This is a genomic window from Rhizobium sp. 18055 (genome assembly GCF_902706285.1).
Taxonomy (GTDB): Bacteria; Pseudomonadota; Alphaproteobacteria; order Rhizobiales; family Rhizobiaceae; genus Rhizobium.
The window spans coordinates 325,519-338,600 of the sequence record NZ_CACSKD010000001.1 but is presented as its reverse complement, the minus strand read 5'-3'; the positions used below and the strand labels follow the sequence as shown (position 1 = coordinate 338,600).

Annotated in this window: 11 protein-coding genes; 10 read left to right on the top strand and 1 reads right to left on the bottom strand. The window is 60.2% G+C overall.

The genetic code is table 11. The features are described from left to right. Positions 1 to 53: 53 nt before the first annotated feature. The 4 genes from GVL52_RS01510 to GVL52_RS01495 are packed head-to-tail and all read left to right on the top strand — an operon-like array spanning position 54 to position 5,266. Positions 54 to 1,061 (top strand): ABC transporter permease, encoded by a 1,008-nt coding sequence (locus tag GVL52_RS01510; RefSeq protein WP_160003486.1) that lies wholly within the window; start codon positions 54 to 56, stop codon positions 1,059 to 1,061. Position 1,062: 1 nt separating this feature from the next. Beyond that, positions 1,063 to 2,196 carry an ABC transporter permease gene (locus GVL52_RS01505; protein WP_160003485.1) on the top strand — a complete coding sequence of 378 codons (1,134 nt, stop codon included), beginning with the start codon at positions 1,063 to 1,065 and terminating at the stop codon, positions 2,194 to 2,196. Between the two features lie 10 nt (positions 2,197 to 2,206). Then, positions 2,207 to 3,874, top strand: a complete 1,668-nt coding sequence (locus GVL52_RS01500) for an ABC transporter ATP-binding protein (protein ID WP_160003484.1) — start codon at positions 2,207 to 2,209, stop codon at positions 3,872 to 3,874. A 21-nt stretch (positions 3,875 to 3,895) separates the two neighbouring features. Next, complete coding sequence (locus GVL52_RS01495; RefSeq protein WP_160003483.1) at positions 3,896 to 5,266, top strand: alpha-glucosidase/alpha-galactosidase; 1,371 nt, start codon at positions 3,896 to 3,898, stop codon at positions 5,264 to 5,266. 94 nt (positions 5,267 to 5,360) lie between these two features. Here the strand turns inward: GVL52_RS01495 and GVL52_RS01490 are convergent, their stop codons facing one another. After that, on the bottom strand, positions 5,361 to 5,693 hold the full coding sequence (locus GVL52_RS01490) for a hypothetical protein (RefSeq protein ID WP_244619056.1): 333 nt from the start codon (positions 5,691 to 5,693) through the stop codon (positions 5,361 to 5,363). A gap of 227 nt (positions 5,694 to 5,920) precedes the next feature. Here GVL52_RS01490 and GVL52_RS01485 point away from each other — a divergent pair, with 227 nt between their 5' ends. The 6 genes from GVL52_RS01485 (at position 5,921) to GVL52_RS01460 (ending at position 12,995) form a co-directional block, all read left to right on the top strand. Further along, a complete protein-coding gene (locus GVL52_RS01485; protein WP_160003482.1) occupies positions 5,921 to 6,847 on the top strand; it encodes a transcriptional regulator in 927 nt (308 codons plus the stop codon). A gap of 106 nt (positions 6,848 to 6,953) precedes the next feature. After that, positions 6,954 to 8,465: an alpha-N-arabinofuranosidase gene (locus GVL52_RS01480; protein WP_160003481.1), complete on the top strand. Its 1,512-nt coding sequence runs from the start codon at positions 6,954 to 6,956 to the stop codon at positions 8,463 to 8,465. Positions 8,466 to 8,712: 247 nt separating this feature from the next. After that, positions 8,713 to 9,813 carry an ABC transporter ATP-binding protein gene (locus GVL52_RS01475; protein WP_160003480.1) on the top strand — a complete coding sequence of 367 codons (1,101 nt, stop codon included), beginning with the start codon at positions 8,713 to 8,715 and terminating at the stop codon, positions 9,811 to 9,813. After that, positions 9,806 to 10,741 carry a carbohydrate ABC transporter permease gene (locus GVL52_RS01470; RefSeq protein WP_160003479.1) on the top strand — a complete coding sequence of 312 codons (936 nt, stop codon included), beginning with the start codon at positions 9,806 to 9,808 and terminating at the stop codon, positions 10,739 to 10,741. Before GVL52_RS01475 ends, GVL52_RS01470 begins: the two co-directional genes overlap by 8 nt. Beyond that, positions 10,738 to 11,589 (top strand): carbohydrate ABC transporter permease, encoded by an 852-nt coding sequence (locus GVL52_RS01465; protein WP_160003478.1) that lies wholly within the window; start codon positions 10,738 to 10,740, stop codon positions 11,587 to 11,589. The genes GVL52_RS01470 and GVL52_RS01465 overlap by 4 nt, the downstream gene beginning before the upstream one ends. A gap of 80 nt (positions 11,590 to 11,669) precedes the next feature. Beyond that, on the top strand, positions 11,670 to 12,995 hold the full coding sequence (locus tag GVL52_RS01460; protein WP_160003477.1) for an ABC transporter substrate-binding protein: 1,326 nt from the start codon (positions 11,670 to 11,672) through the stop codon (positions 12,993 to 12,995). The last annotated feature ends 87 nt before the right edge of the window (positions 12,996 to 13,082 follow it).

The window sequence follows — 13,082 nt, the reverse complement described above, 5'->3', positions numbered from 1 at the left end:
AGCCGGGCGCACCGATATGGCGCGACAGGCCGCAAGGAGAGGCGAACCCTCCGATGTTCCGATTTCTGCTCGTGCGCATAGCCTCCGCGATCCCGGTGCTGATCATCCTCAGTATCGTGACCTTCGCGATCATCCAGGCACCGCCCGGCGACTATGCCGATTATATCCGTTCCCAGCTGATCAACCAGAGCGGCGCGTCCTTTGCCCAGGCCGAAGAGCAGGCGCAGGCCTACCGCGTCGCCCACGGTCTCGATCAGCCGATGGTCATCCAGTACTTTGCCTGGATCAAGGGCATCGTGACCCAGGGCGATTTCGGCTACAGCATGTACTACAACAAGCCCGTGGCCGATGTTGTCGGCGAGCGCCTGCCGCGCACGCTGCTCCTGGCGCTGGTCTGCCACATCTTCGCATCGGTGCTCGGCATCGGCTTCGGTATCTGGGCGGCCACACGCCAGTATTCCTGGATCGACAGCCTGCTCTCCGGCATCTCTTTCCTCGGCATGACGGTGCCGCGCTTCCTGATGGCGCTGATCATCGTCTACCTGATGGTGTTCCATTTCAACGTCTCGGAGATCGGCAGCTTCTTCTCGCCGCAATATGGCGGAGCGCCATGGTCCTGGGGCAAGTTCGCCGACCTCGTCCACCACGTCTGGCCTGTTGTCGCCATCGCCACCTTCGGCGGCCTCGCCTACAACATGCGCGTCATGCGCGGCAATCTGCTCGATACGCTGAATGCGCAATATGTCGAAACGGCGAAGGCCAAGGGTTTGTCGGGGAGTGCCGTCGTTATGCGCCATGCGGTGCCGAATGCGCTGCATCCACTCGTCATGTACCAGGGCGTCGTGCTTCCCTACATGCTGACGGGCGAAATCGAGACGGCGATCATCTTCTCGCTGCCCACGGTCGGTCCAGCCATCGTCGGTTCCATGGCGGTCGGTGACGTCTATGTCACGGCCACCTTCATGATGGTGCTCTCCGCCACGCTGATTGTCGGCAACATCATCGCCGACCTGCTTCTAGCCATGCTGGACCCGCGTGTCCGCCAGTACGGAGGAGCCTGATATGCTCGCCTTCGATTCCGCGCCTCCGCCCCCGCACGAGGAAACCGTCAAGAACCTGCCCGGCGGCAATGAAAGCTATCTGTCGCTGGTCTGGCGCCGTCTGCGGCGCTCCTGGACAGGCATGATCGGTCTCATCCTCGTCTGCGTGCTGATCCTGATGTCGATCTTTGCGGATTTCTTCGCACCGATGGACCCGAAGGCGACCGATGTCGGCTTCGCGCCGCCGCAGATGATCAGCTTCCACGACAAGGAGGGTAGCCTCACCTTCCCGCCGCGTGTCTATGCGCTTGGCGAATCCGAGGAACTCGATCCCGTCACTTTCCAGCCGATCGTCGGCCCTGACTACGACAATCCGCGCAATCTCGGCTTCTTCGTCAAGGGTGCCGAATACAAGCTCTTCGGTCTCATTCCGGCCAGCCGCCACTTCTTCGGCTCGGTTGATGGCCAGCCGGTGCATTTCCTCGGTACCGACAAGTTCGGCCGTGATGTGCTGTCCCGAGCCATCATCGGCTCACGGATATCGCTGACCATCGCCCTCACTGTCGTCTTCATCGTCACCGTCATCGGTACCACGGTCGGCATGGTCTCCGGCTATTTCGGTGGCTCGTTCGATACCTGGGTGCAGCGCTTCGTCGAAGTGGTGCTGGCCTTCCCGCAGCTGCCACTCTATCTGGCGCTGACCTCTCTGATCCCGGTGACGGCGCCGACCAATGTCTTCCTCGGCTTCGTGATCATCGTCATGTCGGCGCTCGGCTGGGCGCAGATGTCACGCGAAGTGCGCGGCAAGACGCTGGCGCTCGCCCGCATCGACTATGTCCGCGCTGCGATGGCCGTCGGCGCCACCGATCGGCGCATCATCTTCCAGCACATCTTCCCGAACGTGATGAGCCACGTCATCGTTGCGGTGACGCTGCACATTCCGAGCGTCGTGCTGCTCGAATCCTTCCTCGGCTTCCTCGGCTTTGCCGTGAAGCCGCCGCTGATCTCCTGGGGTCTGATGCTGCAGGATACGGCCAACTATTCCGTCATCGGCACCTATCCATGGATCCTGGCGCCCGTCGGCTTCGTCCTGATCACAGTCTTTGCGTTCAATGCGCTGGGCGACGGTCTGCGCGATGCCGTCGATCCTTATTGAGGTGAAGAACATGGCTCTTGCACTCGTCAACTCGTTTGCCCCTCCCGTCCGCCTCGATCACGAAGGCCGCACGGAAAGCCCCGTCATCGATGCCCGCAACATCGGCGTCAACTTCAAGGTCGAGCACGGCACGGTGGAGGCGGTAAAGGATATTTCCTTCCAGCTCTACCGCGGTGAAACCATCGCCATCGTCGGCGAATCCGGATCTGGGAAATCCGTGACCGCCAGAACCGTCATGGGGCTCCTGTCGAAGCGCGCCGTGATCGCTCCAAAGTCCACCGTTGAATATGACGGTTCCAATATCCTGAAATACTCCGAGCGCGAGCGACGCAAGCTGCGTGGCGACCGGATCTCGATGATCTTCCAGGAGCCGATGAGCTCTCTCAACCCGATCTACACGATCGGCAGCCAGATCGTCGAGGCGATCCGGGTACATCAGAAGATGAGCAAGAGGCAGGCCTATGCGCGTGCGCTGGAACTGCTGAAGCACGTTCAGATCCCCGATCCGGAAGCGCGCCTGCGGCAATATCCGCACCAGCTCTCCGGCGGCCAGCGCCAGCGGGTGATGATCGCCATGGCGCTCTCCAACGAGCCCGACGTGCTGATCGCCGACGAGCCGACGACGGCACTCGACGTCACCGTCCAGGCGCAGATCCTCAACCTGATCCGCAACCTGCAGAAGGAAATGCGGATGGCGGTGATCCTGATCACCCATGACCTGACCGTCGTGCGGCAGTTTTCCGACTATGTCTACGTGATGCAGCACGGCGAGATGCGCGAGCACAACACCACGGAAAAGCTGTTCGCCAATCCGCAGCATGCCTACACCAAGCATCTGCTGAGCTCGGAACCGAGCGGGCAGGCCAACCCTTTGCCCGAGGGGTCCGCAGTCATCCTCGATGCCAAGAACGTCCGCGTCTCGTTCATGATGCGGCACGGCACCTTCTTCAAGCCGGAGCTCAAGGAGCTGGTCGCCGTCGACAGTCTCGGCCTGACGCTGCGCAAGCACGAGACGCTGGGTATCGTTGGCGAATCCGGGTCCGGCAAGACGACGTTCGGCCAGGCGCTGCTGCGCCTGAACGACGCCGACAATGGCGAAATCTACTTCGACCGGCAGCCGATCCACGGCAAGTCGCGCGCCGAGATGCGGCCGCTGCGCTCGCGCATGCAGATCGTCTTCCAGGACCCGTTCTCCTCGCTCAACCCGCGCATGACGATCGGCCAGATCATCGAGGAGGGCCTTGTCGTCAACAAGCTCGGCGCCAACAAGGCCGAGCGGCTCGACCGTGTCCGCGAGGCGCTGACTGCAGCCGGCATGCCCGGCAACATCCTGTCGCGCTTCCCGCACGAGTTTTCGGGCGGCCAGCGCCAGCGCATCGCCATTGCCCGTGCCATCGCGCTCGAGCCGGAATTCATCCTGCTCGACGAACCGACCTCGGCGCTCGACCTCTCGGTCCAGGCGCAGATCATCGAACTGCTGCACAAGCTGCAGGACGAACGAGGCCTCAGCTATCTCTTCATCTCACACGATCTCAAGGTCGTGCGTGCCCTCTGCCACCGGGTGATTGTCATGCAGCATGGCAAGATCATGGAAGAGGGACCCGTCAACGAAGTGCTCACCAATCCCAAGACCGCCTACACCGAACGGCTCGTCAAAGCCGCTTTCGAAGTAGCCTGATTGCCCATGCCGGAGGATATTATGGCAAGAAATCCCAAGATCACGTTTATCGGAGCTGGCTCCACCGTCTTCATGAAAAACATCATCGGCGACGTGCTGCAGCGCCCGGCGCTGTCGGGCGCGACCATCGCGCTGATGGATATCAATCCGCAGCGCCTGGAAGAAAGCGCTATCGTCGTCAACAAGCTGATCTCGACGGTGGGCGCCAAGGCAAAGGCCGAGACCTATTCGGACCAGCGCAAGGCGCTCGCCGGTGCCGACTTCGTGGTCGTCGCCTTCCAGATAGGCGGTTATGAGCCTTGCACGGTTACGGACTTCGAGATTCCGAAGAAGTACGGCCTGCGCCAGACGATCGCCGATACGCTCGGCGTCGGCGGCATCATGCGCGGTCTGCGCACCGTGCCGCATCTGTGGAAGATCTGCGAGGACATGCTCGCTGTCTGCCCCGAGGCGATCATGCTGCAATACGTCAACCCGATGGCGATCAACACCTGGTCGATTGCCGAGAAATATCCAACCATCAAGCAGGTCGGTCTCTGCCACTCGGTGCAGGGTACCGCGATGGAACTGGCCGAGGATCTGGACATTCCGTACGAGGATATCCGCTACCGCTCGGCCGGCATCAACCACATGGCCTTTTATCTGAAGTTCGAGCATCGCCAGCCCGATGGGTCCTACAAGGACCTCTACCCGGATCTGGTGCGCGGCTACCGCGAAGGACGGGCGCCGAAGCCGACCTGGAACCCGCGCTGCCCGAACAAGGTGCGCTACGAGATGCTGACCCGTCTCGGCTACTTCGTTACCGAAAGCTCGGAGCATTTTGCCGAGTATACGCCCTACTTCATCAAGGAAGGCCGCGAGGACCTGATCGAGAAGTTCGGCATTCCGCTCGATGAATATCCGAAGCGCTGCATCGAACAGATCGAGCGCTGGAAGGGGCAGGCGGAAGCCTATCGCTCGGCCGAGAAGATCGAGGTCAAGCAGTCGAAGGAATATGCCTCCTCGATCATCAACTCGGTCTGGACCGGCGAACCATCGGTGATCTACGGCAACGTCCGCAACAATGGCTGCATCACCTCGCTGCCGTACAATTGCGCTGCCGAAGTGCCGTGCCTGGTGGATGCATCAGGCATCCAGCCGACCTTCATCGGCGAACTGCCACCACAGCTCACCGCGCTGATGCGCACCAACATCAATGTGCAGGAGCTGACGGTTCAGGCGCTGATGACCGAAAATCGCGAGCACATCTACCACGCCGCGATGATGGACCCGCATACGGCTGCGGAACTCGACCTCGACCAGATCTGGTCGATGGTAGACGATCTGCTTGCCGCCCACGGCGACTGGTTGCCGGCCTGGGCGCGCACGGGCCGCAAGGTGCAGGCAGCCTGACCAACTCTCTCCCGGTCAGGGGCCTCAAGAAGTCCCGCGGCGTTGTCGCGGAACTTTTCCGTCAGAGAATGGCTGCTTCGCAGGCCGGCTCTGATCAGCGTGTCGGCTGTGCTTGCCGCGGATCAGCGAAGCCGACTTCGGGGCAGCCGCGGACGTTGGCAAAGCTGATCTCGCCGCGGTCGCCTGATGACATTAGGCCTCTGAACGTCAGGACATTCTCATCGCTGTAGACCAGATCGACCCGATCGAACCCGGCACGCCTGGCGCGATTGCGCGCTATGCTGACGTTGCATTGGCCTTGCGACGGCGAGACGTGCCAGGTGCTCGTTCCCCTGCCATTGGATTGCCAGCCTTCCGCTTGCGCGGATTCCATCGCCGGCAGAATGACAGCAGAGCAGGCGAGGATGGTGAGGAATACGGCTTTCAAGATCGAAGGCTCCACATTGCGTTCAGCGGGTTCGGCTGAGCGAAGCGCTGTACTGCTAAAATAGACGGCATCGGCTTTCGCGCAACTGGACGAGGCGCGCAATCGGCCAAGTTCGTTAACGGGGTAATGCACTGTCACCCGGGCGTTTGAAACATGGCCAATTGAACAAATCAAAATATTTGATATAGAACAGGATCACGCATCTCTGTCCTGCCGATCGGAATCCCATGAGCCGCAATTTTCTTGTCGTCGATCCCGAAGAGGGCATGCCGGTTCTCAAGGGGCTCGCATCGCCGGCAAGGGTTTCCGTGCTGAAGTTGCTGCATGAAAAAGGACCGCTGAACGTCAACGAAATCGCTGAAATCCTTGCGCTTCCGCAGTCGAGCGTCTCCACCAACGTGCAGATGCTGGAAGAGGCAGGACTGATCCGCACCGAGACACAGAAGGCCCGCAAGGGAAACCAGAAGGTCTGCCACAGCGTCTATGACGAGATCCTGGTGGTCTTCAAGAACGAGATCAAGGAAACCGAACCGGATGCGATCGAGGTGGCGATGCCGCTCGGGCTCTATACCAGCTTCGAGGTGACGGCGCCCTGCGGGCTCTGTTCGGTCGATGGCATCATCGGTTTGCTCGATGTTCCCAGCACCTTTCTCGACCCGGACCGGATGAAAACGGCGCTGATCTGGTTCACCCGCGGCCATGTCGAGTACCAGTTCCCCAACAATGCGCGACTGACCAATACCAGCATCCGCGAGATCGAATTCGTCATGGAGTTGAGCTCGGAAGTGCCTGGCACCAGCGCCGACTGGCCTTCCGACATCACGCTGACAGTCAACGGAACCGATATCGGAACATGGACGTCTCCTGGCGATTTCGGCGACAAACGCGGCGTTTTCACCCCGGATTGGTGGAAACTCAAGGGTTCGCAATACGGCAAGCTGAAGAATTTCCGCATCAACGATGATGGCGCCTTCGTCGATGGACTACGCATTTCCAATGTCACGCTGGCCGAGTTGAAACTCGATGAGCACCACTCGATTCGTCTGCGGATCGGTGTCCGCGATGATGCCAAGCACCCCGGTGGCATCAACATTTTCGGTCGCGGCTTCGGCAATTACGATCAGGATATCCTGCTGCGCCTGAAGACTCGCTGACCGTATCCGATTTTCTGAATTTTACGCTTGACCTAGCCGGGAGCTTCCGCTTTATTCATCTCAAATTGTGATATAAATCACAAATAATGATATAGTGGAGGATATCATGAAGGCTGCGATTACCGCGCACAGCAAATACACCATTTCCGACATCGACCCGCGGCTCTACGGCTCCTTCATCGAGCATCTTGGCCGCGCGGTCTACACCGGCATCTACGAGCCGGATCATGCGACCGCCGACGAAAACGGCATGCGCCAGGATGTCATCGACCTCGTCAAGGAGCTCAACGTTCCGATCGTGCGCTATCCCGGCGGCAACTTCGTTTCTGCCTATAACTGGGAAGACGGCATCGGCCCGAAGGAGAGCCGCCCGACTCGCCTCGATCTCGCCTGGCATACATCCGAAAGCAACCAGGTTGGCATGCATGAGTTCGCCGACTGGTGTGTTTCCGCCAACACCGAGATGATGCTGGCCGTCAACCTCGGCTCGCGCGGTCTCGACGAAGCCCGCAACTTCCTCGAATACGTCAATCATCCCGGCGGCAGCGAGTGGAGCGACAAGCGCATCGCCAACGGCCGTTCCGAACCCTGGGATGTCAAGCTCTGGTGCCTCGGCAACGAGATGGATGGCCCCTGGCAGATCGGTCACAAGACGGCCGACGAGTATGGCCGTCTGGCGCACGAGACAGCCAAGGCAATGCGCGCCTTCGACAGTTCTCTGGAACTGGTCGTCTGCGGCTCGTCCAACGCGCATATGCCGACCTATCCCGAATGGGAAGCGACCGTTCTCGATCACACCTACAACGAGGTCGATTTCATCTCGCTGCATATGTATTTCGAAAATCGCGCCAAGAACACGGCGGATTACCTCGCCCGCAGCGTCGAGCTCGACAATTACATCGGCACAGTGGCCGGCGTTATCGACTATATCAAGGCGAAGAAGCGTTCGACCAAGGACGTCTACATCTCCTTCGACGAGTGGAACGTCTGGTATCACTCCAAGGAGCGCGACAAGGCAACGCTCGCCGGCGCCAATGGCTGGCCGCATGCGCCGGCGCTGCTGGAGGACGACTATAATTTCGAGGACGTGCTGCAGGTCGGCTGCATCCTCAACACCTTCATCAACCGCGCCGATGTGGTGAAGATCGCTTGCCTGGCGCAGCTCGTCAATGTCATCGCGCCGATCATGACGACACCTGGCGGTGCTGCCTGGCGCCAGACGATCTTCTATCCCTACTACTTCGCCTCGGTCTTTGGCCGCGGCACGGCGCTGAAGCTGATGGTTGATAGCCCAACCTATGAGGTCGCGGACCTCGGTAGTGTGCCGTATCTCGATGTCTCCGCCGTCCACGACAAGGATGCCAAGGCGGTGACCTTCTTCATCGTCAACCGCCATGGCAAGGAGACGCTCGATCTCGATGTCAGCCTGCTGGAGTTCGGTGCGCTTGAGATTATCGACGACCAGGTGATTTCGCATGCCGATCTCAGCATCACCAACACTGCGGAAAAACCAGACAATGTCGTGCCCGTGAAAGTCAGCGGTACTGCGTTTGCGGAGGGCAAACTCAGCGCCAAGATCGCACCCTTGTCCTACCGGATGATCCGGCTGCAGGCCTGATATTGTAAATCAGGATATTTGATACATATCAAAGATATGTTGACATCGTCATCGTATAAATTAACGTCAGTACACCGGTCTTGACGTGCCACTGGGAGGAGAAGATGGGAGCAAACGCTTCTGTTTTGGCACTAGCACTGACGGAATGGGGCCTGCTTTTCAAAGCGGGCGCCAATCCCGGCAGTTCGTGCCAGCCAACTGTTCGTATCGGATTTTTGGGTTCTGACTGTAGCATTGGAGCAGTCGGATGACCGCCAGCATCGAAATCAACAATGTCAGCAAGCGCTACGGCTCGATGACCGTGCTCGATGGCTTGTCTCTGTCGATCAAGGCCAATGAATTCATGGTATTTCTCGGGCCGTCGGGCTGTGGGAAATCGACGCTGCTGCGGATGATCGCCGGCTTGGAAAGCGTTGACGAGGGGACGATCTCGATCAACGGCGAGCGCATCGATACGCTGCCGCCGGGCCAGCGCGACATCGCCATGGTGTTCCAGAGCTACGCGCTCTATCCGCATATGACGGTCGCCGACAATATGGCCTTCGGGCTGCGCAACATCGCCGTGCCAGCCGATGTGATCTCGGCGCGCGTGGCGGAAGCGGCGCGGATGCTGGAGATCGGCCATCTGCTGGAGCGCAAGCCCGGCCAGCTCTCCGGTGGCCAGCGTCAGCGTGTCGCCATCGGCCGCGCCATCGTCAAGGAGCCGAAAGCCTTCCTGTTCGACGAGCCGCTGTCGAACCTCGATGCAGCCCTCAGGGTACGCACCCGCGTCGAACTCGCCCAGCTTCGCAACCGCGTCAAGTCGACGATGATCTTCGTCACTCACGACCAGATCGAGGCCATGACGCTCGCCGACCGCATTGTGGTGATGAACAACCGCAAGATCGAGCAGATCGGTTCGCCGATGGAGATCTATTCGCGGCCGGCCAGTCGCTTCGTGGCAACCTTCGTCGGTTCGCCGACGATGAATTTCCTCGATGTCGGCCTGTCGGAGCGCAACGGTTTCGTCAGCGCCAGGCTGCCTGACGGCACCGAACTTCAAACGGCGATCCGTGCTGCTGGCGTCAATGGTGGCGGGCATGCGCTTGGCATTCGGGCCGAGGCGGTAAAGCTTGCCAATGGCGTCCCGGCTACGACGACCGGCAAGGTCGATGTGCTGGAGCGGCTCGGCGACCGGACGTTGCTCTATACGCGACTGAGTGATGGCAGCACATTGGTTGCCGAGGACATCGGCAACAGCCGCGTGGCGATCGGCGACGAAGTCGGGCTGACGCTCGATGGCAGCCGTAGCCATCTCTTCAATGCCGAAGGCAGCGCCTGGCACAATGAGGAGCCGGGGCATGGCTGAGGCGACCTTCTCCGGCACCGGCGCAGCCGCCAAAGCCGCTGCTCGCCTCAAGGTGCAGAATATCAATGCGCCGCTCTGGCGAAACGCACTTTTCGTCCTGCCCTATCTGTTCTTCTTCGTGACGCTATTGGTGGTGCCGCTGTTCTGGGGCATCTGGCTCAGCCTGCACAAGGCCGATGCCTTCGGTGTCGGACGCTTCGTCGGCATCGACAATTACTTCCGCCTGTTTCGGGACAAGATCTTCATCCAGACGATCGGCAACACCTTCTATTTTGTCTTCCTGACCGTGCCGGCACTCGCCATCATCGGCCTGGCGCTCGCGCTGGCGCTGAACCGCAAGACCAGGACGGCAGCCGTCCTGCGTACCATCTACTTCTCGTCGTCGGTGCTGTCCGTCACCATCGTCACGCTGATCTGGCGCATCGTCTTCATCGGCAATTTCGGCCTGCTCGCCACCATTTACGGCTGGTTCGGCGCGGCACCGCCAGCCTTTCTGTCGGATCCGAAGCTCGCGATGATCGGCATCGCAATCGCTACCATCTGGTGGTGCATCGGCCTGCCGATGATGCTGTTTCTCTCGGCTTTGCAGCAGATACCCGCCGACATCTACGAGGCGGCAGCCCTCGACAATGCCAGCCGCTGGCGGACCCTCTGGTACATCACGCTGCCATCGATCCGGCGCACCTTCGCACTGGTTGTCATCATCCAGATCGTCCTGCAGTTCCAGCTGTTCGGCCAGTCGAAGCTGATGACACTTGGCGGCCCGAACAACGTCTCCAAGCCGATCGTCTATTACATCTACGAGGCCGCCTTCACCAAATGGGACCTCGGGCTTGGCGCGGCTGCGTCTGAAATCCTCTTCATACTGATCCTGATCGCTGCCATGGCGCAGTACGTCATCTCGCGCCGAAAGGGAGAAGAAGGATGAGCGCCGTGTCTGGTGGCAATATGGTCGGTCGCTCCACCGGCGACCGCGTGATCCTCTTCCTGACGATCCTCTGCGCGTTGATCATGATGGCGCCGGTGTTGTGGGTCATCGGCTTGTCGCTGAAGGACAACAAGGAACTGATGGCGGATATGAACTCCGTCTTCACCGCGCCCTACACGATCAGCAACTATATCAATATCCTGGCGACCTCGTCGGTATTCCGCTGGATCCTGAACAGCGTCATCGTCTCCGGCGGGCTGACGCTGGGTACATTGGTTCTGTCGTCGCTCGCCGGCTATGGCTTTGCCCGACTGCAGTTTCCATACCGCAATACTCTGTTCATCATCGTGCTGCTCGGTCTGGCGGTTCCTGAGCAGGCGGTGCTGATCGCCCGCCACCAGCTGTTCAGCTGGCTGAAGTTCCACAACACCTATCACGGGCTGATCCTGCCCGGCCTGTCCGCCCCCTTCGGCGTGTTCCTGATGACGCAGTATTTCCGCGCCATCCCCAAGGAACTCGACGAGGCGGCGCTGCTCGACAATGCCAGCCGCTTCAAGATCTTCTGGAAGGTGCTGCTGCCGTTGACGATCCCGGCGCAGGCGACACTTGGGATTTTCACCTTCCTCAGCGCCTGGAACGATTACTTCTGGCCGCTGATCTCCGGCACCAAGAAGGAAATGTACACGCTGACGGTCGGCATCGCCTCGACACAGACCAATTTCGCGCAGTCGGAGGGCCTCGGCTTCCTGATGTCGCAGGCGGTCTTTGCCAGCGCGCCGATCCTCATTCTCTACCTGTTTTTCCAGAAATACATCGTGACGGCAGTGTCCGGCGCCGCCGTGCGCTGAGCCTGACGTTGCGGTGACACCAACCGGCTCCCGGGGAGGGGGCTAGCCAAGGGTTGAAAGCCCAAAGAGGAGGAGTGGACATGACGCATACCTTGAGGAAATACATGCTGGCGGCGGCCTCGGTGATCGCGCTATCAGGCGCGTCGCCGGCATTCGCGGCAACCGAGCTTTCGGTACAGCGCTTCTTCGGCGCCTGCGATGCCGATTGGGGCACCAACACCGATGTTGCCAAGGCCGTCGGCGAGTGCGGCATCATCACCTCGCTGATCAACAAGTTCAATGCCGACAATCCGGACGTGCATGTCTCGGTGACGACGGTGGAATGGCCGGGCTACGACCAACTGACGGCGCAGTTTGCCGCTGGCGATCCGCCCGATATCGTCACCATCCACCAGTCTGTCCTGGCCGATTACCAGTCTAAACACCTCATCATGCCGCTCGACGAGGTGCTGAAGTCGGTTGGTGTCGCCTCCAGCGATTTCACCGATGCCAGCCTTAACGGCGTCACCAAGGAAGGCAAGATCTACGGCCTGCCGATCGACAACTGGACCATGCTCTACCACATCAACATGGATCTGTTCAAAAAGGCCGATCTCGTCAATGCTGACGGTACGCCGAAGCTGCCGACCAGCCCGGAAGAATTGCTCGCCCAAGCCAAGCAGTTCAAGGAAAAGACCGGAAAGCCCTACTTCGTGCAGAACCTTGCCAATGAAGTGGCACTCTACACCCGCAATCTCTACACCTACCTGTTCCAGCAGGATTCCGACTTCTTCGCCAATCCGAAGCAGGTGAAGATCAATACGCCGGAGGCCAAGAAGGTCGTCGAGATGTACAAGGCGATCTATGACAATGGCGACACGGTCAAGGATCTCGACTACGCCGCCAGCATCAATGCGTTCCTTGCCGGTGAAGGTGGCGTGCATCTGAACGGGACCTGGGTGATCGGTGACTATACCGCATCGTCCGAGACGGCAGGCACTGCGCTGAACAAGGGCGGTTACGCGGTCTACCCGTATCCGCAGCTGTTCCCGGGCAAGAAGGCCCAATATGCCGACGGCCATAGCTGGGCGGTGTCGCAGAAGGACCGCTCGCCCGAGGAAACGGCCGCAATCGGCAAGTTCCTGAAGTTCTTCCGCGACAACGACTTCGACTGGTCGCGCACCGGCCACCTGCCTGCCGTCAAGGCTGTGCTCGCTTCACCTGAGTTCAAGGCCCTGCCGCATCGCGACACCATCTCGGCAATCGCCACGCTCGGCACGCCGCTGCCCGCGACCGTCCAGCGCCAGTTCGCAATCCAGGACATCATCGGTCAGGAAATGAGCGCTGCGGTGTCCGGCCAGAAGGACGTGGATGCGGCGCTCGCGGATATGGAGTCCCGCATCAACGAGTTGCTTGCCAATATCTAAGGCTCACACTCTCTCCCGAGCCGAAGAGCAGATGCCCGCCGCTGGTCTCGCGGCGGGCATTGTCGTGATGGGGGTATTGGCGCCGGG